General features: G+C 72.0%; 15 protein-coding genes. 6 read left to right on the top strand and 9 right to left on the bottom strand.

The annotated features are described in order from the left end of the window. Window positions 1–214: 214 nt before the first annotated feature. On the bottom strand, window positions 215–3,256 hold the full coding sequence (locus tag QBJ89_RS01455; protein ID WP_277978754.1) for a TonB-dependent receptor domain-containing protein: 3,042 nt from the start codon (window positions 3,254–3,256) through the stop codon (window positions 215–217). Window positions 3,257–3,440: 184 nt separating this feature from the next. On the opposite strand from QBJ89_RS01455, the gene QBJ89_RS01450 reads away from it, so the two are divergent. From QBJ89_RS01450 to nagE, 6 genes are all read left to right on the top strand, one after another. Next, window positions 3,441–4,463, top strand: coding sequence for a N(4)-(beta-N-acetylglucosaminyl)-L-asparaginase (locus tag QBJ89_RS01450; protein WP_277978753.1), 1,023 nt, complete (start codon window positions 3,441–3,443; stop codon window positions 4,461–4,463). After that, the gene (locus tag QBJ89_RS01445; RefSeq protein ID WP_277978752.1) at window positions 4,460–5,194 is read left to right on the top strand and encodes a copper homeostasis protein CutC; all 735 of its coding nucleotides are present in this window, start codon (window positions 4,460–4,462) and stop codon (window positions 5,192–5,194) included. Before QBJ89_RS01450 ends, QBJ89_RS01445 begins: the two co-directional genes overlap by 4 nt. Window positions 5,195–5,262: 68 nt before the next feature. Continuing rightward, on the top strand, window positions 5,263–6,321 hold the full coding sequence (locus QBJ89_RS01440; RefSeq protein ID WP_277978751.1) for an SIS domain-containing protein: 1,059 nt from the start codon (window positions 5,263–5,265) through the stop codon (window positions 6,319–6,321). Further along, on the top strand, window positions 6,318–7,487 hold the full coding sequence (gene nagA / locus QBJ89_RS01435; protein WP_277978750.1) for an N-acetylglucosamine-6-phosphate deacetylase: 1,170 nt from the start codon (window positions 6,318–6,320) through the stop codon (window positions 7,485–7,487). Before QBJ89_RS01440 ends, nagA begins: the two co-directional genes overlap by 4 nt. 29 nt (window positions 7,488–7,516) lie before the next feature. Next, window positions 7,517–9,985: a phosphoenolpyruvate--protein phosphotransferase gene (ptsP, locus tag QBJ89_RS01430; RefSeq protein WP_277978749.1), complete on the top strand. Its 2,469-nt coding sequence runs from the start codon at window positions 7,517–7,519 to the stop codon at window positions 9,983–9,985. Next, window positions 9,982–11,682, top strand: coding sequence for an N-acetylglucosamine-specific PTS transporter subunit IIBC (nagE, locus tag QBJ89_RS01425; RefSeq protein ID WP_277978748.1), 1,701 nt, complete (start codon window positions 9,982–9,984; stop codon window positions 11,680–11,682). The genes ptsP and nagE overlap by 4 nt, the downstream gene beginning before the upstream one ends. 156 nt (window positions 11,683–11,838) lie before the next feature. On the opposite strand, the gene QBJ89_RS01420 is transcribed toward nagE, so the two are convergent. The 8 genes from QBJ89_RS01420 to QBJ89_RS01385 form a co-directional block, all read right to left on the bottom strand. Beyond that, entirely contained in the window at window positions 11,839–12,123 is a 285-nt protein-coding gene (locus tag QBJ89_RS01420) for a virulence factor (protein ID WP_277978747.1), read from the bottom strand. Between the two features lie 93 nt (window positions 12,124–12,216). Continuing rightward, on the bottom strand, window positions 12,217–12,540 hold the full coding sequence (gene trxA, locus QBJ89_RS01415; protein WP_132910589.1) for a thioredoxin TrxA: 324 nt from the start codon (window positions 12,538–12,540) through the stop codon (window positions 12,217–12,219). A gap of 48 nt (window positions 12,541–12,588) precedes the next feature. Then, entirely contained in the window at window positions 12,589–16,062 is a 3,474-nt protein-coding gene (gene addA, locus QBJ89_RS01410) for a double-strand break repair helicase AddA (protein ID WP_431522491.1), read from the bottom strand. After that, a complete protein-coding gene (gene addB, locus QBJ89_RS01405) occupies window positions 16,037–19,033 on the bottom strand; it encodes a double-strand break repair protein AddB (RefSeq protein ID WP_277978746.1) in 2,997 nt (998 codons plus the stop codon). The genes addA and addB overlap by 26 nt, the downstream gene beginning before the upstream one ends. After that, a complete protein-coding gene (locus QBJ89_RS01400; protein WP_277978745.1) occupies window positions 19,026–19,781 on the bottom strand; it encodes a nucleotidyltransferase family protein in 756 nt (251 codons plus the stop codon). The genes addB and QBJ89_RS01400 overlap by 8 nt, the downstream gene beginning before the upstream one ends. Beyond that, window positions 19,778–20,755, bottom strand: coding sequence for an aminoglycoside phosphotransferase family protein (locus QBJ89_RS01395; protein WP_277978744.1), 978 nt, complete (start codon window positions 20,753–20,755; stop codon window positions 19,778–19,780). Before QBJ89_RS01395 ends, QBJ89_RS01400 begins: the two co-directional genes overlap by 4 nt. Next, window positions 20,752–21,216 carry a tRNA (adenosine(37)-N6)-threonylcarbamoyltransferase complex ATPase subunit type 1 TsaE gene (gene tsaE, locus QBJ89_RS01390; RefSeq protein WP_277978743.1) on the bottom strand — a complete coding sequence of 155 codons (465 nt, stop codon included), beginning with the start codon at window positions 21,214–21,216 and terminating at the stop codon, window positions 20,752–20,754. Before tsaE ends, QBJ89_RS01395 begins: the two co-directional genes overlap by 4 nt. After that, on the bottom strand, window positions 21,213–23,549 hold the full coding sequence (locus QBJ89_RS01385) for a sensor histidine kinase (protein ID WP_277978742.1): 2,337 nt from the start codon (window positions 23,547–23,549) through the stop codon (window positions 21,213–21,215). Before QBJ89_RS01385 ends, tsaE begins: the two co-directional genes overlap by 4 nt. Window positions 23,550–23,659 lie beyond the last annotated feature (110 nt).

Genomic DNA, 23,659 nt, shown 5'->3' with positions numbered 1-23,659 from the left:
GAAGCGCCGGACCCTAGGCGGATGGCGAAACTTGGCCTCCTCCCTCCCCTTCGCAGGAGGGCTAGCAAGGCGCCCCCGACGAAGGTGGCGCCTCCGGCGTTCACCGCCCCGGGCCCTCCCTTGAAGGGGAGACGCTTGCTCGGCGCGCGGTAATAGCAGCCCACGCGCCGCACGCTCACCCGGGCCACCGACCCCGGCAGCGTCCCTCAGCAGATCAGAACTTGATCGTCGTGGCGATTGCGATGTTGCGACCCAGCGAATCGTAGCGCTGCGGAATGGTGTTGCTGCGCGCCAGGCTGATATTGTACGAGTCGGGCACGATCGGCGCCGCCTTGTCGAGCAGGTTGTTGGCGATCAGCCGCAGCGAGAACTGCTTCGACACCGCGAAGTTAAGCGCGAGATCGAAATAGTCCGCCGGGTCGACGCGGTAATAGTCAGTCAGCGCGCGCTCGGGCGTACCGCCGATCGCCTCGTCACCGGAGTTGTTGGCGTTGGTCAGCGAGCCGACGTGGCGCCAGTTGAGCGACGCGCCGAACTTCTGGTCGGGCGTGGTGTAGGTACCGCGGAGCCCGTGGCTCCACTTGGGGATCAGCTGGCCGCAGCCGTTGCCGTAATAGCCCGCGCAGTTGCGCTCAGGCTGGAGCGGCGAGTCCTGCCCGCCCGCGTTCGTCGTCAGCGAGCCGTTGAACGACATGTCGAAGCGACCGACCGACTCGAGGTTGAGCGTGTACTGCGCCTGGAAGTCCCAGCCGCGCGCCAGCGACGTATAATAATTGGTCGTGCCCTGGCGGATGAAGCCGGTGCCGGAGCCCGCCGCAGAGAACAGAGTACCGTTGGCGTTGCGGACGATGCCCTGGCAGAAGAACTGGTCGCCGCCCGAGCGCAGGCAGCCATCGGTGTAATAGCTATAGTCGTTGTAGCCGAGCGAGTCGTTGATCTTGATGCGGTAGCGGTCGACCGAGAAGACGAAGCCGCGCAGGAAGCGGGGCTTTACCACCAGGCCGTAGGTCTGGGTGTACGCGGTCTCCGGGTCGGCGGTGAAGCCGCCCGAGCGCACCGAACACGCCGCGGTGCCGTTCGGGCTGGTGCCGTTGCTGCACAGCAGCGTTTGGCTGCCGTAGAGCGCGTCGGACAGGCCGGTGGCGCGGCACACCTCGCGCGAGGCGACCGGCGCACCGTAGCTGACGCCGTTGGCGCCGTTGATCACGGTGGGCGCGCAGAAGTCGTTGAACGTGCCCGAGCCGCCCGCGGCGAACTCGATGTTGGTGGCCTGGCGGATCTCCACCACGGTCGGCGCGCGCTGCGCCTTGTTGAACGAGGCGCGGAAGGTCAGGTCGCTGATCGGCGCGTAGATCCCCTCCACCTTCCAGGTGGTGAAGGTGCTCGGGTTGCTGCTGTACTTCGACACGCGGAAGCCGCCGTTGAGCTGCACCAGCTCGGCGAAGGGCTTGTGCTCGACCAGCGGCGCCTGGACCTCGATGTTCGACTCCCACACGTCCTGGCTGAGGTAGGTGTCGTTGCCGCCCAGCGTGCCGCGATAGGCGGCGTCGGCGACCGACTTGAGCGTGTCCTTGCGATACTCGGTGCCGAGCGCGATCGCGAGGCCCTGCTCGGCGAACGGCGAGGTGATGCCGTATTTGCCGAGATCGCCGGTCATGTTAGCCTGGACGTCGTACAACGTGCCGGTCGTCGTCGAGGTGCCCGTGCCGAACAGGTAATTGATCAGCGCAGGGTCACTGTTGCCGGCGCTGAAGATGTCAAAGGGCACGCAGCCCGCGGCGCCGCTGGCGCAGGTCGGCGATGCCGCGGTGCCGCCGACGTTGACCGCGTCCTGCAGGCGACCCGGGATGCCGAAGCTCGGCGTATAGTCCTGATGGTTGCGCGCGTAGACGCCACCGATGTCGTAGGTCCAGGCGTCGCCCACCTTGCCGCGCACTCCACCGGTCAGCCGCACGCCGGTGTTGATGTATGTGTCGGGGCGATCGCTGCCCTCGCCGAGGCGGTAGCGCAGGTCGACCGGGACGCTCGCCACGCCCGCGCCGCAGCCGATCGCGCCGGCCTGCGCCGCGGACAGATAGGGGTTGCCGCAGCTGACGTTGACGGTGCCGCTCGCAATCGTTGGATAGTTGTTGAAGGACTTGTCGCGGAACCAGATGCCCGAGGTGTAGAGTTCGGCGTCGGAGCCCAGGTCGAGGCTGGCGAAGCCGCCCGCGTTCACCCGCTCGGACGGGCGCTGATAGGCATAACCGCTAAAATAGTTGGAGGCGTTGCCCGCGCCTGCGGCGAACGGCACGAAACTGCGCGTGCCGTCGGGATTGTTGACATATTGGGCCCCGGCGTTGGCACCCGCGCGCGGCGTGATCAGGCCGCTGGTCGAGCTGCTCGGCGTCAGCCCGCACGACAGCGGGCCATTGGCCTGGAGCTGTGTGAGATAGCAGCCGGCGTTCGAGCGATCGGTGAGCCCGACCTCCTCGGTCTTGCGATAGTTGACGAAGCCGCTCAGCCGCAGCGCGCCGTCGAACAGCTTCTTGCCCGCGGTCAGCGTCACGTCCACGCGACCGCCGTCGTTGGTCCAGCCGCGCGGGCTGTTGAAACCGGCCGCGCGCGCGAGCGGCGACACGATCGTGTCCTTGTTGTTATGATTGTAGAAATTGTAGTTGGCGTCGAGCTGCAGTCCCTCGAAGTCCTTTTTAAGAACAAAGTTGACCACACCCGCGACAGCGTCCGAGCCATACACCGAGGAGGCGCCGCCGGTCAGCACGTCGACGCGCTCCAGCAGCGAGGGCGGGATGATGCCGACATCCTGACCGTTCTGCGTGCCGAGCCGCTTGCCGTCGATCAGCACCAAGGTGCGCTCGAAGCCGAGACTACGCAGCTTGATACGCTGGCGCCCGTCTGAATCGTTGTAGGTCTGCTGGCTGTCGGGCGCGATCTGCGGCAGGCGATTGAGCACGTCCTCGACATTGACCGGCGCTTGCGCGCGAATGTCCTGCGTGGTCACCGAGGTGATCGGCGCCGCTGAAGTGACGTTGGGGCGCTGGATGCGCGTGCCGGTGACGACCACGTCGCCGGTCGATGCGGCGGCGGCCGCCTGGTTGCCCTGCTCGCCAGCGATCGCCTCCGCACGCTCCGGGGTTGCCTGCCCCGCCGTCTGGGTCGAGTCGGCGGGCGCGTCCGCCTGCTGCGCGAGCGCGGGCGTCGCCGCCAGCAGGGCCGCGGCGAGCGCCGCGAGGGAGACATGGTGCTGCGGCGTCATCGGTTAACCCTCTGATTTGTTTTCATTGGTAAAGTTCGCTTTTGCCGTTGTTTCATCAATCTGCCACAAAGGTCAATACCTGACAGGACCACTGACGGGACCAATCATGCGGGCGGTTGCGTCGCGGCGTCGATCCGTGCTTGTCGTGCGCCCGGCCGCGTTGCGGCGACACGGAGGGGAGCGGATGACGACAAGACGATCCTTGCTGGCGACGCTCACCGCGGCGGGCGGCGCACTGCCGCTGGCACGCCGCGCCGTTGCGGCCCCCGCGCCGGCGCGCGACGTGCGCGTGCTCTCCACCTGGGACTTCGGCGCCGCTGCCAACGACGCGGCGTTCGCGCGGCTGCGCGCGGGCGGCTCGCTGCTCGACGCGGTCGAGGCGGGTGCGCGCGTGCCCGAGGCCGATCCGGACAACCATTCGGTCGGCTACGGAGGCTACCCCGACCGTGACGGCCATGTCACGCTCGACGCCGTGATCATGGACGACGCGGGCGCGGTCGGCGCGGTCGCCGCGCTCGAGGACACGGTCCACGCCATCTCGGTCGCGCGGCGCGTCATGGAAAAGACGCCGCACACCTTGCTCGTCGGCGAAGGCGCCACCCGCTTCGCGCGCGAACAGGGCTTCGAGAAGGTCGACCTGCTCACGCCGCCGGCGGAGCAAGCGTGGCGCGAGTGGCTCAGGACGGCGAAGTACCAACCCGTCGCGAACAGCGAGACGGGCACTTACGGCACCGCCACGCCGCATCGCACGCCCGGCGGCGCGCTCGATCATGACACGATCGGGTTGCTCGCGCGCACCGCGGACGGGCGCATGGCGGGTGCGTGCACCACGTCGGGCATGGCCTTCAAGATCCGCGGACGCGTCGGCGACTCGCCCCAGGTCGGCGCCGGTCTCTACGTCGAGCGCGGCATCGGCGGCGCCACCTCGACCGGCGTCGGCGAGGAGGTGACTCGCGTCGCGGGCAGCGCACGGGTCGTCGCCTCGATGCGCGCCGGCCGCTCGGCGCAGGCGGCATGCGAGGAGGTGGTGCGCCACATTGCTGCGCTGCGCGGCGCGGCGATCAAGGGCATGCAGGTCGGCTTCCTCGCGCTCGACACGAAGGGCGAGGTCGGCGCCTTCTGCCTGCTGCCCGGCTTCACCTATGCGGTGACCGACGCGGGCGGGACGACCACCGTCCACCTCGCTCGCTCTTTGTACCGCGCATGAGGCGGCTGCTCGAGGTCTGCGTCGAGGACGTGCACGGCATCGCCGCCGCGGTGCAGGGTGGCGCCGACCGGATCGAACTCTGCGCCGCGCTCGATGTCGGCGGCCTCACTCCCTCACCCTCGCTGATCCATGCCGCCGCGGCCGCGCCGATCCCCGTCCACCTGCTCGTGCGGCCGCGCGCGGGCGACTTCGTCTATGACGCGGGCGAGCGACGGCTGGTCGAGGAGGACATTCGTGCCGCGGCAGACGCGGGGCTCGCCGGCGTGGTAATCGGCGCCAATGCGCGCGACCGCACGCTCGACGTCGACTGCCTCGTGCGCTGGCTCGAGGTAGCGCGCGAACGGACACTATCGGTGACGCTGCACCGCGCTTTCGACCTTACCCCCGACCCACTCGCCGCGCTTGAGCAGGCAGTGTCGCTCGGCTTTGATCGGATCCTCACCTCGGGCGGCGCACCACGATCGGCCGACGCGGTCGAGATGCTGACGCGATTGGTTGCCGCGGCGCGCGACCGGATCACCGTTCTGGTCGGCAGCGGAGTCTCCCCGGCGACGCTGCCGGCGCTACTCGCCACCGGCGCGCGCGAGGTGCACGCTTCGTGCCGGCTCGCACGCGCCGGCGCCGCCGACACCACGCTGCGCCGCTTCGGCTTCGTCGCCGAGACCAGCTACGCCACCGATCGGGCGACCGTCGCCCGGCTCGCCGCGATGCTGCGCGACGAGGCCGCTTGAACAATACCAATTTATAACTTAACCCTCTGGCAAACGCCGCCGCGGTCCCGCGCGGCAGGGAGCCCAGCATGATCGCGACGACCGACCAGCCACCGGCCAAGGACGCGACCGCCACGCTGATGCACGCCGAGGCGGCCGAGGCCGGCGCGGCGGTGGCGCGGCTGCTCGAGGCCAATCGCGCGACGCTCGCCGCGCTGGGCGAGCGGCTCCGCGCCGCCCCGCCGGCGGTGGTCGTGACCTGCGCACGCGGCTCGTCCGATCACGCGGCGACGTACGGCAAATATCTGATCGAGACGTTTGTCGGCGTGCCCGTCGCCTCGGCCGCCCCCTCGGTCGCCTCGGTCTATGCCGCCGACGTCGCGTCCTCGGGTGCGCTGTGCATCGCGATCTCGCAGAGCGGACGCAGCCCCGACCTGCTCGCCAGCGTCGCCGCGCAGAAGGCGGCGGGCGCGCACGTCGTCGCCTTGGTCAACGACACGACGTCCCCGCTCGCCGAGGCTGCGGACACGCTGGTGCCGCTGATGGCAGGGCCGGAGCGCTCGGTCGCGGCGACCAAGTCGTACATCGCCGCGCTCGCCGCGCTGGCGCTGCTCACCGCCGAGTGGAGCCAGGACGCCGCGCTGACCAAGGCGCTCGACCGCCTGCCCGAGCGGCTTGGCGCCGCCTGGGCGCTCGACTGGAGCGGCGTCGTCGCACTGCTGCGCGACGCCAGCAATCTGTTCGTGATCGGCCGCGGCCTCGGCTTCGGCGTCGCGCAGGAAGCGGCGCTCAAGCTCAAGGAGACGTGCGCGCTCCATGCCGAGGCGTTCAGCAGCGCCGAGGTACGCCACGGCCCGATGGCGATCGTCAATGCCGGCTTTCCGCTGATCGCCTTCGCCACCTCGGACCAGGCCGGTGACGGCGTGCGCGAGGCGGCGGCCGAGTTCGCCCGTCGCGACGCGCGCGTCGCGCTCGCCGACGCCGCTCAGGACGGCGCGGGCAGTCCAGCGGCGCTGCGCGACCATCCCGCGCTCGAGCCGGTGCTGATGATCCAGAGCTTCTATCGCATGGCGAACGCGCTTTCGGTCGCGCGCGGGCTCGATCCCGACTCGCCGCGCCATCTCAGCAAGGTCACCAAGACGCTATGACGACGCACAGCTTCCGCAACGGCCAGATCGCCACGCGCGACGGCGTGCTCGACGCGGCGACGATCGAGGTCGCCGCCGACGGTACGATCGCGGCGTTGCGCGCCGGCGCCGAGCGTGAGGCGGTTGATCTCGCTGGCGGCTGGGTGATGCCGGGCTTCATCGACACCCAGGTCAATGGCGGTGGAGGCGTGCTTTTTAACGACACACCGACAGTCGAGGGCATTGCCGCGATCGGCGCGGCGCACGCGCCGTATGGCACGACCGGCTTCATGCCGACGCTGATCAGCGACCGGCCCGCGGTGATCGCGCGCGGGCTCGACGCCACCGACGCGGCGATCGCGGCGGGCGTGCCCGGCGTGCTCGGCACGCACGTCGAAGGCCCGGTGCTGAGCCTCGCGCGCAAGGGCATCCACGATCCCGCACGCTTTCAGCCGCTCGACGACGAGCTGATGGCGCTGCTGCTCCAGCCCCGTCGCGGCGTGGTGATGGTGACGCTGGCGCCCGAGCGCGTCGACGCCGAGCAGATCGCGACGCTGGCGCGGGCTGGCGTTCGCGTCTGCCTCGGCCACACCGACGCCGATTACGCCACCGCCACCGCTGCTTTCGCCGCGGGCGCGACCGGCGTCACTCATCTGTTCAACGCGATGTCGCCGCTGGTGCATCGCGCGCCCGGCGTGGTCGGTGCGTCGCTCGACGATCAGCATGCTTATTGTGGGATCATCGTCGACGGCTTCCACGTCGACGACGCCGCGCTGCGGATCGCGCTGCGCGCGCGCGCGGTCGATCGCTTCATGTTGGTGTCGGACGCGATGCCGTGCGTCGGCGCGGCGCGGAAGGACTTCGTGCTCCAGGGCAAGCCAATCCACGTCGAGGACGGCCGCTGCGTCGGTGCCGACGGCACGCTTGCTGGCTCGGACCTCGACATGGCGGGCGCGGTGCGCAACGCGGTTCGGCGCCTGGGCCTCGCACCCGAAACCGCGGCGGGGCTGGCGGCGACCAGCCCTGCCGCCTTCCTCGGCCTGGAGGCGGAGCGCGGCGCGCTCGCCGTCGGGCTGCGCGCCGACTGGGTGCGGCTCGACGCCGATCTTCAGCCGCTCGGCACCTGGGTCGGCGGCGAGGAGCGCGTCGTGCTGCCGCAGCTCGCGCACGGCGAGCCCGTCACCTGACTTCTCCCTTCCCCCGATCCGGAGCATCCATGGCCACCATCTCGCTGACCGCACCATTGGAGGGCTGGGTCAGCCCGCTCGACGAGGTCGTCGACGCGGTCTTCGCGGAGCGGATGCTGGGGGACGGGCTGGCGATCGACCCGACCGGGGACGTGCTGGTGGCACCGTGCGACGCGCGCGTGCTGGTAGTGCAGCCGAGCGGCCACGCCATCACGCTGGAGACGCCCGAGGGCGCGCAGCTGCTGATCCACCTCGGCATCGACACGGTCGCGCTCGACGGACGCGGGTTCGAGCCGCTGGTGGCGGCGGGCACAGCCGTGACGCGCGGTCAGCCGCTGATCCGCTTCGACCTCGACCTGATCGTACGCGAGGCGCAGGCCGCGATCACGCCGGTGATCGTCACCAACGGCGAGCGCTTCGCCATCGCCGAGCGTGCCGAGGCGGGCGTCGTGGCGCTCGGCGCGCCGCTGCTCACACTCGTAGCGCGTGAGGCCGCGGCGATCGAGGATGCGAGCGACGGCCCCACGGCCCGCCGCGCCGTCACGGTTGCCCTGTCGCACGGCATCCACGCCCGCCCCGCCGCCAAGATCGCGGCCGCGGCCAAGACCTTCACCGCGGATATCACGCTTACCAAGGGTGAGCGCTCGGCGAACGCGCGCAGCCCGGTCGGCCTGCTCTCACTGATCGTCGCGCATCGCGACGCGCTGACGGTCGAGGCGCGCGGCACCGACGCCGAGGCGGCGGTCGCCGCCATCGCCGAGCTGCTCGCCACCGACCTCGACGCGGGTGCGCCGGCCGCCTCGCCTCCCCCCGCCACGCCGCGCGTGGTGCCGCAGGGCGCCATCGCCGGAGTCACCGCCTCCCCCGGTCTCGCCATCGGCGCCATCGCGCGCTGGCAGGTGCGTGACCTCGACGTACCCGCCACCGGCGCCGGCATCGCCGCCGAGGAGGCATGCTTCGAGTCCGCGCGCGCCGCGCTCGCCGATGACCTCGCCGCGCGCTCGGCCGGTGCGACCGGCCCAGCGCGCGCGATCGTCCAGGCACATGCCGACATGCTCGCCGACCCGGCACTGATCGACGCCGCGCACCGCGCGATCGCGCGCGGCGCGAGCGCGGCGCAGGCATGGCGGGAAGCGATCCGTCCGCAGGCCGAGGCGCTGCGCGCCGGCGGCGATGCGCGTCTCGCCGAGCGCGCCGACGACATGCGCGACCTAGAGCGCCAGCTGATCGCGCGGCTGATGGGGGTCGAGCAGGAGGTGGCGACGCTGCCCGACGACGCGATCCTGCTCGCCGACGACCTGCTCCCGTCGCAGCTGATGGCGCTCGACCTCGACCGCGTCGCGGGGCTGGCGATCGAGCACGGCGGTCCGACCTCGCACGTCGCCATCCTCGCCGCCTCGCGCGGCTTGCCAGCGCTGGTGGCGCTCGGTGCCCCAGTACGCGACCTCGCCGACGGCGCTCGCGTCGTCCTCGACGCGAGCGAGGGGCTGCTTCACATCGCGCCGCCGCCCGAGCTTGTCGCCGAAGCGGAAGCGCGCCTCGCCGTCGTCGCGCAGCGCCGCGCCGCCGCGCGCGCGCGCGCCGCCGAGGAATGCCGCACCGCCGACGGGACGCGGATCGAAGTGGTCGCCAACTGCGGCTCGGCCGAAGACGCGCGCGTCGCCGCCGCCAACGGTGCGGAGGGCTGCGGGCTGTTACGCACCGAGCTGTTGTTCCTCGACCGCGCCACCGCCCCTAACGTCGCCGAGCAGACAGCGGCCTATCAGGCGGTCGCCGACGCGCTCGCGGGCAAGCCGGTGATCGTCCGCCTGCTCGATATCGGCGGCGACAAGCCCGCGCCCTATCTGCCGATCGGGGCGGAGGAGAATCCGGCGCTCGGGCTGCGGGGCATCCGCGTCGGGCTGGCGCACCCCGACATCCTCGACGACCAGCTGCGCGCGATCCTCGCGGTCCGCCCCATCGGCCAGTGCCGCATCATGGTACCGATGGTCGTGGGGCTTGACGAGCTACGCCAAGTGCGCGCCGCGCTCGATCGCGTCGGGGGCGGTGACGGTATCGAGCTCGGCATCATGGTCGAGACCCCTGCCGCCGCGGTGACCGCGACGCAGCTCGCGCGCGAGGCCGATTTCCTGTCGATCGGCACCAACGATCTTACCCAATATGCGCTGGCGATGGACCGCGGCAACGCCGCAGTCGCGGGCGCGCTCGACGGGCTACACCCCGCGGTGCTGCGCCTGATCGAGCAGACCGTTGCGGGCGGCGCGCGTCACGCGCGCTGGACCGGCGTGTGCGGCGGCCTCGCCTCCGACCCGCTGGCGGTGCCGATCCTGGTCGGGCTCGGCGTTACCGAGCTGTCGGTCGCGCCCGCCGCGGTCGCCGACATCAAGGCGCTGGTGCGCGACCTCGACATGGTCCGCGTCCGCGACCACGCTCGCGCCGCGCTCGACTGCGACGGCGCCGCCGAAGTCCGCCAGCTCGCACGGGAGTTCGCACGATGAAGTCGATCCTGGGAACGCTCCAGCCGCTCGGCCGCGCGCTGATGCTGCCCATCGCGGTGCTGCCGATCGCGGGCCTGCTGCTGCGGCTCGGCCAGCCCGACCTGCTCAACATCGCGTTCGTCAGCGCGGCCGGCGACGCGATCTTCAACCATCTCGGCCTGCTGTTCGCGATCGGCGTTTCCACCGGCTTCGCGCGCGACGGAAACGGTGCCGCCTGCCTTGCCGGCATGGTTTGCTTCCTCGTCGCTACGGAGGCGTCAAAGGTACTGCTGACCGTGCCGGCCGAGGTCACCGCCGGGCTGACCGGCGCGAGCGTCGATCTCGCGGTCGCGGCATGGAAGGCCAAGGCGATCGCGCGGCTCGACGTGCCGATCGGGATCATCTCGGGCCTCGTTGGGGGTGGCTTCTACAATCGTTTCTCGACCGTGAAGCTGCCGGAGTACCTCGCCTTCTTCGGCGGGCGGCGGTTCGTGCCGATCGTTAGCGGTGTCGCCGGACTGGTGCTGGCGGTCGCGGTCGGGCTCGGCTTCGCCGGGATCAGCCGCGGGATCGACCAGCTGAGCTACGCGATCACCGGCGCGGGCAGCGTCGGGCTGTTCCTGTTCGGGCTCCTCAACCGGCTGCTGCTCGTCACCGGGTTGCACCATCTGATCAACAACATCGCCTGGTTCGTCATGGGCGACTATCACGGCGCCAACGGCGATCTGCGGCGCTTCTTCGCGGGCGACCCGAGCGCGGGAGCGTTCATGGCGGGCTTCTTCCCGATCATGATGTTCGGCCTGCCCGCCGCCTGCCTCGCGATGTACCACGCCGCGCCGCGCGACCGGCGCAAGGAAGTGGGTGGCATGCTGTTCAGCCTGGCACTGACCTCCGCACTGACCGGCGTGACCGAGCCGATCGAGTTCAGCTTCATGTTCCTCGCGCCCGTCCTGTACGCGGTGCACGCGGTGCTCACGGGGTTGTCGATGTCGCTGATGGCGGCGCTGGGCGTCAAGCTGGGGTTCGGCTTTTCCGCCGGGCTGCTCGACTATGTGCTCAACTTCTCCAAGGCGACGCGGCCGCTGCTGCTGCTCCCCGTCGGCGCCGTCTACGCGGTACTTTATTATGGGCTGTTCCGCTTCTTCATCGCCAGGCTCAACCTCAAGACACCGGGGCGCGACGACGCGCCCGCGGCGGCAGCGACGCCGATCGCGGTGGGGGAGCGCGGCGCGGCGTTCGCGCGCGCGCTGGGCGGCGGCGCGAACCTCACCAACGTCGGCGCCTGCACCACGCGGCTGCGGCTCGGCGTGCGCGACCAGGCGGCGGTGGACGAGGCCGCGCTCAAGGCGCTCGGCGCGCGCGGCGTGATCCGCCCCTCCCCGTCCGCGCTCCAGGTGGTGCTCGGCCCGATCGCCGACAGCGTTGCGGTCGAGATCCGCGACGCGCTGGCGGCCGGCGGCGGCGTTGCCGTCGCGGCGGTGGAGGAGCCGGCGGCCACCACCACCACGGTGACGCTGGCGCCGGCGCTGCTGGCGGCGCTCGGCGGCGAGGGCAACGTGCGCGGCGCGAGCGTCCATGCCGGCCGCGTGCGAGTCGAACTGGGCGACGCGGCGATCAACGAGGCGGCGCTACGCGACGGCGGGGTCCGGAAGGTGGCGCGGCCAAGCGAGAGCGTGGTCCACCTGCTCGCGCACGACCCTCAAAGGCTGCTGAGTTAATCCCCACGGATCGCCGAGGAAGATCGTTCATTCTCCCCTGCGAGGGGGGTGGCGCGCGAAGCGCGACGACCATCTTGGCTTGCCGGAGGTAAGCCAAAGCCCGCACTCCCCTTGCGAGGGACGGTCGCCTCGATGTTCGCCCAGCCAACCGGGCTCTCATCGCAAGGCGGCCGAAAGGTCGCTCTCCTCGTCGATGCGCAGCATGCGGATGTCGAGCACCGATGGCGCGAACCAGGCGCACAGCCGGCTGAGGTCCTGCACCGCGAGCACGCAGTCCACCGCTTTGGCCGCCTCGCTGACGTAGAGGCTGGCGCCGTCGCGCTGCGCGAAGCCGTGGTGGCGCAGGATATCGCTCACCTCGCGGTAGGCGTCGCGCAAAGAGGGGCTGGGATAGCGCCGCTCGAGGATGGTCGCGTCGAGGTCGAACACGATCGCGTACATGCATCCCCCTGAAACGCCGAAGCCCGCGCCTATCCCTAGGCGCGGGCAACGGAAGCCGGGAGACCGGGCTGACCCGGTCCGGCGATCAGTCGCTCAGGCGAGCTCGCCCTCCAGCCAGGACTTGATCCGCCCCTTGGGCTCGGCGCCGATCTTGGTCGCGGCCGGCGCGCCGCCCTTGAACAGGATCATCGTCGGGATTCCCCGCACACCGTAGCGGCCGGGCGCATCGGGGTTGTCGTCGATATTGAGCTTGGCGATGGTGACCTGCTCGCCCAGTTCCTCGCTGATCTCCTCCAGCGACGGCCCGATCATCTTGCACGGCCCGCACCATTCAGCCCAGAAATCGACCAGCACCGGCTTGTCCGCCTGGAGCACGTCGCTCTGGAAGCTGGCGTCGGTGATCGTCTTGGTGGCCATCGTGTTTCTCCTTCGTTGCGCCTTAGCTAGGACGCGACCCGTGTGCGCTCAACCGCCCAGCCCCAAGCTTTGCTCCGGCCCCGCCAAGCGCCGCTTGACCGGTGCGAGCAGATCCTCGGGCAACACGATCAGTCGCGCCGCCGCGGTATAGAGCAGCGCGGCCTCGACACGGGCCCCCGGCACGATTACCTCGAGCGCGGCGGCGTAGGCCGCCATCTGGCGCAGGTGATAGTCGGGCACCTCCGCGGCACTCTCCGGCACCGCGCGCGACGACTTATAGTCGATCACGCGCACGACGCCGTCGCCGAGCAGCAGCCGGTCGACCGTGCCCGAGATGACCCGACCCGACGGCAGCGTAGCGCTGATCGGCGCCTCCGCGAGCGACTCAGGCCCGAACAAGGGCGCGAGCGCGGGATCGTCGAGCACCGCGAGCACCGCCGTCACCATCGCTGCCGGCTCGGCGACGCCGCGCTGGGTGAGCCACGCGGCCGCGGCCCCAGCGCGACGCTCGGGCGCGAGCGGGGGCAGCCGCTCGAACAACGCGTGGAGCAGCCGCCCGCGCTCCGCCGCCGCGCTGGTGGCGGGTGTGGGCGGCGGGTCGGCGACCGAATCGTCACCGATCGACGACGGCGAAAGCGGGCGTGGCGGCTTGGCGTCCTCGGGCGCGGCGCGGCGCACCCAGTCGGGCAGCGGTGCGGCGGGCGCGCTCGCCGCAGCGGCGCGCTTGGCCATGACGGCGGCAGCCGGCGCGCGGCCGAGGAACGTCCGCTGGCCCGCCTCCTCCGCCGAGGGAACGCCGAGCGCGTCGAGCGTGCGTGCCGCCGCGGCGTACCAGCTCGCCTCGGGCGGCACGCCCTGCCATTTCGCGCTGAGCGAGCCGGCGACCACCAGCCGCTCTTCTGCGCGGGTCGCGGCGACGTAGAACAGCCGCCAATGCTCCTCCCGCTCGCGCTGCTCGGCCGCGGCGAGCGCGGCGTCGATCGCGCCGGCACGCTCGGCCGCGCGCGGGCGGAACACGGGGACTGCGAGCTCCATGTCCTCGGGCGTCCAGGCAAGCACCGACCGCGGGGTCGCGTCCGGATCGGCGGTGGCGTCGGCGAGGATGACCAGCGGCGCCTGCAAGCCCTTCGCGCCGTGCGCGGTCATCACGCGCACCGCGTCCAGCGGCGCGGCGGCGTCGCGCACGATCTCGACCTCGTCGCGCTCGAACCAGTCGAGGAAGCGCTGTAGCGAGGGGGTCGAGTCGAGCTCGAAGTCGAGTGCGGCGTTGAGCAGCTCCTCGATCGGGTCGCGCGCCTCCTCGCCCAGCCGCGCCAGCAGCTTGCGCCGGCCGTCGAGCGGGCCGGACAGCAGCTGCTCGAGGAACCGGTAAGGCGTGTCATAATCGGCGCTGGCGAGCAGCACGGCGACCGGCGCGACCGCGTCGCCGCAGGTGCGCTGGAGATGCCGCCACAGCCCGACCTCGCGCGGCGCCGCGCGCGCCATCAGCTCGTCCTGGCTCCAGCCGATCAACGGCGAGACGAGCAGGCTGGCGAGGCTGAGATCGTCCTCGGGCTGGAGCACGAAGCGGATCGCGGCGAGCAGATCCTGCACCGCCAACGGCGCGGACAACCGCAGTCGGTCGACGCCCGCGACGGGCACGCCCTCGGCGTAGAGCCGCGCGACCAGCAGCTGGGCAAGCTCACCGCGGCGCTTGACCAGGATCATCACGTCCTCGGGTCGGAGTCCGCGTCCCTTGCTGCCGAGCAGCAGCCCGCCGTCCTCCACCGGGCGCAGCCAGTCCCGCACCTGACGCGCGATGTTCGAGGCGTTGCGGCGAACGGCATCGTCGGCCCAGCCCTCCTCGCCGTCCTCCTCCGCCTCGTTCGTGCCTGCGGCGACGGCGGGCCACAAGATCACCGCGCCGGGGCCGGCGACGCGGCTGGCATGGGGCGGGATCGCCTCCAGCGCTCCGAGTGCTTCCGGACCAACTGACTCGATCATAGCGTCGACGAACTCCAGCACCGGCGCGGTGGACCGGAACGAGTCAGTCAAGGAGAGCCGATCAAACGGTAGCCCGCGATCGTCATCCGGCATCTCATCGGTGCCGGCGACTTGGCGCGCCTTTCGGTCGAAGTGCTGCTCAGCTGCCATAAAGGTATAAGGATCAGTGCCCTGGAAGCCGAAGATCGCCTGCTTCAGGTCACCCACCGTGAACAGCGTCCGCACCGAGGGCGCGAAGACGCCGCGCCCGACAAAATATTCGTCCACCAGCGCGCGCACGATCGTCCATTGCGCGACATTGGTATCCTGCGCCTCGTCGACCAGAACGTGCTCGGTCTGCTGGTCAAGCTTGTAGCGGATCCACTCGCCGATGCCGTCCTGCTGGAGCAGCGCGACCGCGGCGGCGATCAGGTCGTCAAAATTGACCGCGCCGGCGCGGCGCTTGGCGGCGGCATAGCCGCGCGCATAATCGCGCCCCACCTCGAGTGCGGCGCCGAGCAGGTCGGCGTAGGCGGCGCGGCTGCGCAGCAGCAGCAGCTCGCCGCACCAGCCGTGGAGGCGCAGCGCGTGGTCGGCGTAATCGGGGTCGGCGGGGGCGCGACCCTTGCCGAACGACTGCGGCTCGCCGTCCTTGCGTGCCCAGACGAGGTGGAGCGTGTCGAGCGTGGCGGCGCGCTCGGCCGGCGCGGCAGCGAGCCAGGCGCCGATCGCCTCGGCGCGCTCGACGCCGCTCTTGGTGCCCCAGCCGCGGTTGAGTGCGGCGAGCAGGTCGAGCGCGGCGCGGTCGACGCGATCGTCGCCACAGGCGTCATGGACATGCGAGTCGAGATCGCCGAGCGGCACGCCGAGCTGGCCGCGGACGAAGGGTGCGATGCCGCTGGGCAGCGCCTCCAGCGCGGCACCGGCACGCGCGCAGGCGACGAGGAACTGTTCCGCGCCCTGCTCGCCGAGTCGCAGGCTGAGCTGGCCGATCGTGTCGACCGGGGCGGCGCGGCCTGCCCGCTCGGCGTCGACGAGCAGGTCCGACAAGGCCTGGCGCCGCAGCAGCGCCTCCTCGCGCGGCTCGAGCGGGCGGAAGCCCGGCACCAGCCCGGCCTCGATCGGGAAAGCGGCGAGCAGCCCCTGGCAGAAGCCGTGGATCGTCTGGATGCGCAGCCCGCCGCCGGGCGCGTCGAGTACCTTGGCGAAGAGCGTACGCGCGCGTGTGATCAGCGCAGGTGTGGTGCGCTCGCCGAGCGCGAGCAGGTCGCTGGCGAGCCCGGTCTCGTCCATCCGCACCCAGGCGGCGAGCTGCCGGTTGATCCGCCCCGCCATCTCGGCCGCGCCCGCCTTGGTAAAGGTGAGGCACAGGATCGCACCGGGCTCGACGTCGCGCAGCAGCAGCCGGAACACACGCGCGGCGAGCACCTGGGTCTTGCCCGTTCCCGCCGAGGCCGAAAGCCAGACATGCGACTCGGGCCGGCTGGCGCGGAGCTGCTCGCCGCGCAGCATCGGCAACGGCCCGACCGCGCGCTCAGCCACGCGCCTGCTCCCGGCCATACCATTCGTCGCGGCGCATCAGCTGGTCATACTCGGCATAGGGCGCGAACTCAGGGTGGAGCTTCGCGGTGAACGCCTCCTCGCCGGTGAGCCAGCGCGCCGCCGCCTGAGCGAAACTCTCGCGCGCGGCGGCGACGAACTCTCCGGTCGGGATGCGGCCGCCCTTACCGACGGGGTCAGCTGGCGAACTGACCGAGCCGAAGCCCTCGCCCTTCTTGGCGAGAGACCAATATTCGAAGGCAGTCGCGCCGCCGCGCACGCCGTCAAATCCGCCCTGCTCGGCAATGGCGCCGAGCAGCCCGAGCTGGAGGTTGAACCCGCCGCGCACCGCCGCGACCGAAGGCGCCTTGCCGGTCTTGTAGTCGACAATCCCGAGACCACCGTCGGGCATGCGGTCGATCCGGTCGAAGCGGCCGTCGAGCGCGATGCCGGAGAGCTCGACCCGGCCACGGCCCTCGACGGCGAGCACCTCGCGCCCCTCCGCCCGATCGGCCAGCGTGCGCGCCGCGATCCACTCGAACGCGGCGACCAGCCGCGGCTGCCACAGCGCGCGCAGCAGCGGGTGGGCGGCGGGATCTTGAAGCAGGAGCCGAGCGCGGGGCAGCAACGCGGCCGGGTCGCAGCGGTCGTCGCGCGCCCAGGCCTCGAGCACGGCATGGACCGCGGTGCCGCGCCACGCCGCGCTCGGGACGGCGTCAACCGGGTCGAGCGGCAGCAGCTTGAGGATCCGGCGCGCGTAGAAGGCGTAGGGATCGGCCTTGAGGCGATCGACCTCGGTCACCGAGATCGCGCGCGGGCGCAGCGCCGCGGGCGGCAGCGGCGCGGGGCGCGCGGCCGGGCGCGGCACGCCGCCGTGGTCGAGCGCGCGCGCCCAGTCGGCGAGCGCGGTCACGCGCGGGAAACGCTCGCCCGTCATCGCTTCCAGCCGCAGCCAGAAGCGCGAAGCGAGCGCCGGCGAGCGCTGATCGCGCCGCGCGCGGGTGAGCAGCACGCGCGGGGCGCCGAGTGCCTGCGCGAAGTCATGCGCGGCCGTGCCGATGCCGCGCTCCAGCCCGGGCAGGCCCAGCTCGGCGCGAACGCGCGGTGCGAGCCACGGGTCGGGCGCGGGCAAGCCGGGCCACACGCCCTCGTTGAGGCCCGACAGGATCATGAGGTCGGCGGACTGGAGGCGCGCCTCCATCAGCCCGTAGATGGCCAGCCGCGGGTGGCGCTCGCGCGGCAACAGCCGGATCGCCGACTCATCCATCAGCTGACGCAGCATCGTCGCGAAGCCGGCCGGATTCACCAGCGCGGGACCGCGCGGCGCCTGCTCCTCCAACGCGGCGAGCAGGTCGGCCGCGGCACGCCCGGCGAGGCCGCGCCACGCCTCGTCGCCGGCCAGCCGCTGCGCCGCCTCGCGCAGCCCCGCGACGAGCGCCGCCAAGCTTGTCTCGCCGTCGCCGAACACGCCCGCGATCGGATCGAGCAGGGCGCGCGTGTCTCGCCACCAATCGGCGGCCCGCGAGCGGATCGCGCGCTCGCGTTCATTGCCGCCGGCGAGATGGCGGTCGATCCCGTCGAGCCCCGGTCCCGGCCGCGGCCCGCGCAGCGCGCGGTCGAGCCGGCGCACGCCGTCGAGCCACGCCCCGCGCTCGGCACCCGCGCGGATCAGCGGGTGTTTAAGTAGCGTCAACAGCGCCATCGGCACGAAGTCGTGCGCCGCCGCCTCGACGATCGCGGCGAGAAGCGTGCCCGGCGGCAGGATCGTCAGCGGCCGTCCCGCGCTGTCATCCACCTGGATGTTCCAGCGGCGGCAGTGCGCGGCGACGCGGCGCGCCAGCGCGCGGTCCGGCGTGACGAGCGCCGCGGTGCGGCCCGGCTCCTCCACGGCCTCGCGCAGCTTGAGCGCGATCGCCTGCGCCTCCTCCGCCGGCGTGGCAAGTTCGACGGCCTCGACCCCGGTCAGCCGGCGGTCGGCGGCGTCGAGCCGGGTCCATTTGGCGGTGAAGGCGGCGGGGGCGAGCGCGTTGGCGATGGCACGGCCGCGCGCGGCGCCCGCGTCCTGCTCGCTCGCCGCGCCCCAGCGTGTGACTTCACCGCGCGCGGCACCGATCCGCTCCAACAGCAACTTGAGGTGGAACTGCGGGTGAACCTCGATCGCGCGTTGGCGCAAGCTCGTGACCGGGTCAGGCCGGTGCGGGCCGAGCGCCTCCCACTCGTCCTCGGGAAGGTGCAGATCCAGATCGGCGAACACCACCGATCCCTCGGGCAGATCAGCGACCACGCGCAGCAGCCGCGCCACCGCGGGCGCTGGATCGGTGATGCCGGCGGCGCAGACGAAGCGCGCGGGCGGATCGGCACGCCACCGCGCCGCCTGGCGATCGAGCAGCTGCACCCGCCGCCACGCCGCATCGACCCGGCCCAGTCGCTCCCGCTCCTGCGGCCAGCGTTCGAGCAGCAGCCGGAACAGTCGCAGCGACACCTCCCAATGGTCCGACAGTCCTTCGCCGGGATCGATCGCGGCGAGTGTCTCAGGCTGGACCTCCTCGACGATCAGCTGGTCGAGCGTGCGCGCCAGCTCGCCCGCGAGCCGCACCGCCTCGGCCGCGTCGACCGCCCGCCCGCTCGCGGCGCGCTCCTCGCTGACCAGTCGAGCGAGGATCATGCGACGCTCGAGCGGGTCGATCGCGGGCGGCAGCGGCGGCACCGCGTCGGCCGGATCGAGCGCGGCGCCCACTGCCGCCTCCAGGTCGTCGCCCCCCAGCGCGACGATCCGCGGCAGCAGCAGTGCACCGCCGCTGGCGCGCACGAACGCATCGCTGATCGCCAGGCCGGCGCGGTTATTGGGCACCAGCACGACGCCGCGCGCGAGCGCCATGCGATCGGCGGCATAGCGGCGCAGCAGCCCCGCGACCAGCGCGTCGGCGAAGGCACGGTGCGCCGGGATGGAGTAAAGCCGCAGGCCGCGCTGGCGACCGGGCGAGTCAGACATCGGCGAGCAGCGCCTCGGTACGCGCGATCGCGCCCGGCACGTTGACCTCCGACCACAGGCCCTGATGAACGAAGCCATAGGCGCGCCCGGCCTCGATCGCGCGGTTCCAGAAGAGGTTGGTCGAGAACGGCCCTTCCGGCCAGTCGCGGATCAGCGCGGGCGCCATGATCTGCACGCCGGTATAGACGAACGGCGCGACGCGCCCGGGCTTGCGCCGCCCGGTCACCCGGCCGTCGGGCGCGAGATGGAAGTCGCCCTGCCCGCCGTGGTTATGGGCGCGCGCGCACGGCACCATCAGCATCAGCGCGTCCATCGTCGCACCGTCCCAGCGCGCGGCGAGCTGGCGGATCGCGTCGGTCGGTCCGTCGAGCCAGAAATTGTCGCTGTTGACGACGAGGAACGGCTCGTCCCCGAGCAGCGCGCGCGCCTTCACCAGCCCGCCGCCGGTCTCCATCAGCCGCTCACGCTCGTCCGACACGATCACCTCGATGCCGCGGACGCGATGGCGCAGATGCGCCTCCAGCGCGTCGGCGAGATAGTGGACGTTGACCACCGCGCGCTGCACCCCGGCCGCGCGCAGCCGATCGAAGACGTGGTCGAGCAGCGCGCGCCCGGCCACCTCGACCAGCGGCTTGGGCCGCGTTGCGGTGAGCGGCCGCATGCGCTTGCCGATCCCCGCGGCCATCACCATCGCGGTGCGCGGCACGCGCGCGCCGGGGTCGGGTCGGATGTAGCGCGGGCGGGTCACGCGCGCGCGCCGGCGATCAGCATCGGGTCGCCGCGCAGCTCGGGCGGCACGTTGTCGGCGAACCAGCGCGCCACCGGGGCGAGCACGGGCTGGCCGAGGTCGCGCTCGAGATAGCCCCAGACGCGCGGGCACAGCGCCGGGTAGCGCGGCTTGCCGTCGCGCTGCCACAGCCGGGTGAAGATGCCGATGATCTTGGCGTTCCGCTGCGCGCCGAGCACGTGATAGGCGCGCAGGAACGCATCCCCCTCGCCCGTGGCGGCACGATAGCGCGCCAGCATCCGCTCCTCCAGCGACGGATCGACGTCGCGCCGCGCATCCTGCAGCAGCGAGACGAGATCATAGGCCGGATGCCCCGCCAGCGCGTCCTGGAAGTCGAGCAGGCCGAGCGAGCGTTCGGCGCCGACCAGCATCAGATTTTCGGCGTGATAGTCGCGCAGCACAGTGACCGGCACCGCCACCTCGGCGTGGCCGAGCACCTCGTCCCAGGCGGCGCGATAGCCGTCGACGTCGACCGAGACGCCGATCGCGGGGCAATACCAGTCGGTGAGCAGCCCCGCCTCGCGTTGCAGCTCGGCGCGGTCATAGGCGCGCACCGCGGCGGCGGGATGACGGCGCAGGGCTACGAGCAGATCGACCGCGGCGGCGTAGAGCGGCACCGCCGCATCGGGATCGGCGTCGGCGGTCTCGCGCAGGCGCTCGTCGCCGAAGTCCTCGAGCAGCACGAGCCCGCGCTCGAGGTCGACCGCATGGACCGCGGGTGCCGCGAAGCCACGCTCGGCGAGCCAGCGCGCGACGTCGAGGAAGGGGCGCGGGTCCTCGTGCGGCGGCGGCGCGTCCATCAGGATGCCGCGCCGCTCGCCCGCGACGACGCGGAAGTAGCGGCGGAACGAAGCGTCCCCCGCGAGCGGGTCGATCCGTGCCTGGTGCCAGCCGTGAGTATCGAGAAAGGCCGCGGCGTCCGCCGGCGGTGTCATCGGGGTCGCCATCGCGCTGCCCAAGCGGGCGGCGCCGCCCAAGTCAAGCGCCGCGCGCCGTCCGGCTCGGCCGCGAGGGTGAGCGCCAGCGCGTCGGGCCAGCGCCCCGTCCCGGCGCGTTCGGGCCATTCGATCAGCAGCGCCGAGTCGAGCCGTGCCTCATCGAGGCCCAGTTCCTCCACCTCGGCCGGATGGTCGAGCCGGTAGAGGTCGACGTGGAGCAGTGGCAGCGAGACCTCGGGCGGCGCGTAAGGCTGGACGATCGCGAAAGTGGGGCTCGGTGCCTCCTCAGCGAGTCCGAGCGTCGCCAGCACGCCGCGGGCCAGACTGGTCTTGCCCGCGCCGAGCCCGCCCGACAGCGTCACCACGTCACCAGCGCGCAGCAAGGGCGCGAGCCGGGCGCCGAGCGCCAGCGTCTCAGCGGCATCGGCCAGCCGCAGCGATCCGTGCGCATGACTCATCGCCGCGGCAGTTCGACTGTGATCAGCGTGCCCTCGCCCGACTCACTTACCAGCGTGATCGTCCCGCCGTGCGCCTCGACAAACTGCTTGGCGAGCGGCAGCCCCAGCCCGAGCGCGCGCTCGCTGCCGGCGGAGACGCCGCTCTGCGCGAAGCGATCGAAGGCGCGCGCGGCGACGTCGTTCGGCAGACCCTCGCCGTCGTCGGACACGATAATCCGCGCGGTTTTGGCGTTGCCGTCGACGTGGAGCAGCACGCGCCCGTCGCTGTGCGCCGAGCCGACGGCGTGGCGCAGCAGATGTTCGATCACCTCGCGGATCCGCCGCGCGTCACCGGTGAGCCGGCCCGCCGAGCGCTGGACGTCGATCACCAGCTCGACATGGTGGCGCTTGGAAGCGGCGCGCAGCGCGTCCGCCGCAGCGCGCGCGACCGCGGCGAGGTCGACGTCGCCGCGCTCCAAAGGGCGCGCGCCGGTGTCGGTTGACGTGAGGTCGAGCACGTCGTCGATCAGCAGACCGAGGCGATCGACCGAGTCGAGGATCGCGTCGAGATAGGCGGTCGCGTCGGGGGTCAGCGCGCCGGCATAGCCGCCGTGCAGCATCTCCGCAAAACCGCTGATCGAGGTGAGCGGCGTGCGAAGCTCGTAGCTCATGTTGGCGACGAACGCAGTCTTGACCCGATCGGCCGCCTCGAGCGCGTCGTTACGATCACGCAACGCCTGCTCCATCGCGCGACTGTCAGTGACGTCGAGCATCGTGAACAACGCGTTGCCGTCGGGCAGCGGCACCGCGGCGAACTCGAAGTTACGCCCGTCCGCCAACGCGATATGGCCGGCGCGCTGCTGCCGCTCGACGGTGGCGACGCGCACCAGTTCGGCGATCGAGCGCGCGCGGCGCGGATTGGACAGCTTGACGGCGACCTTCTCGGCGATGACGTCGACGCGGGGATGGCCGGTGAGGAACTCTTCGTCGAGATCCCACAAAGCCCGGAAGCGATTGTTCCACAGCTGCAACCGCCCGTCGGCGGCGAACACGCCCAGCGCCTCGAACAGATTGTCGAAGGTGGCGGTGCGGACGCGCAGCAGCGTGTCGCGTGCGCTGGCGAGCTGGACCTGCTCGGTACGATCCTCGAAAATCAGCAGCAGTCCGCCGTCGGGCAGCGGTTGCGCGACGACGCGGAGGTGCGTGCCGCCAGGCAAATGCCAATTCTCCTCGTTCGCGCCCTCGGCGTCGACGAACCAGCCGCGCCGCTCCGCCTTCCAGCCCGGGAAGTCGCGTACCTCGGGCACGCGATTGGCCTCGCGCATCCGCTCCAGCACGCGGTCGAACTCGGGGCGATCGGCGAGCCACTCCAGCCGCATCGCGAACATGCGGCGGAACGGCTGGTTGCAGAAGACCAAACTGCGGTCGCGCCCGAACTGCGCCACGCCGGCGGAGAGGCGATCCAGCATCGCGCGCTGCGCGTCGGCGAAGCGGCGCTCGCGCGCGTGGCTTTGCTCCAGCTCCTCGATGTCGATCGCGTAACCGGCGACGCCACCGACCGGGAGCGGCACATCGTGAATCCGCAGCGACCGCCGAGCCCCGCCGATCGTCGCGGGCAGGACGCGCTGCTGCGGCCGGCCCTCGGCGAGCGCCACCTCCGCACCCGCGCTCGGGCCGCCCTGCCCCGACCCGTCGACTAACTCCAGCCCGCGCCCGACGACCTCGGCGGCATCGTTGCCTTCGACCGCGCTGACATAGGCCGAGTTGACGATGGCGATGTGCAGGTCGTTGTCGCGATACCACATCGGCAGCGGCGCCGCCTCGACCAGGCCGGTGAGCGCATCGAAGGCGTCGGACAGCTCGGCATATTCGGCGCGCAGCCGGCGGCGCTCGCCCTCGCTGACGGTCGAATCGTAGAACCACAGCAGCACCGCGCTGCCGCGTCGCTCGCCCTGCACCGTCAGCGTGCGCTGGCCGTCGCGCGCGTGCAGGCTGCGCGTGAAGCCGCGCGCCGAGCGCTGGCACGCCGACAGCTCGCGTGCCATCGCCTCGGCGTCGGACGAGTCCATGCCCCACCCCGCCGCCTCGAGCTCCTGCAGATAGGACGGCACGCCCGAGAGGCCGAGCCAGTCGGCAACGCGGCGCGCCATCTCGACGCGCCCATCGGTGTGAACGACGACCGGCTGCATCGGCGCCACCGCCAGCAACGACTCGAGAGCGTCGCGCCCGCGGATCGCCCCCGCCGCGGAGGCGCGCGCGCGCAGGCCGAGCGCGAGCAGGACCGCACCGGCCACCAGCAGCAGCGCCACGACGGTGCCGACGATCACCGCGGTGGCGGGCGCGATCGTGATCATGGACGCTGCACCATATCACGCAGGGACGGCATGTCCCGTGATTTAGCAAGCCCTTCGCGCGGGAAAAGCGCCTCGACGTGGTAAACAGGCGCCGCCCGGCCGCCCGCCCC

It is taken from the genome of Sphingomonas phyllosphaerae, assembly GCF_029623345.1.
GTDB classification, from domain to species: Bacteria; Pseudomonadota; Alphaproteobacteria; order Sphingomonadales; family Sphingomonadaceae; genus Sphingomonas; species Sphingomonas phyllosphaerae_C.
This window is presented reverse-complemented; position numbering and strand designations above follow the sequence as displayed.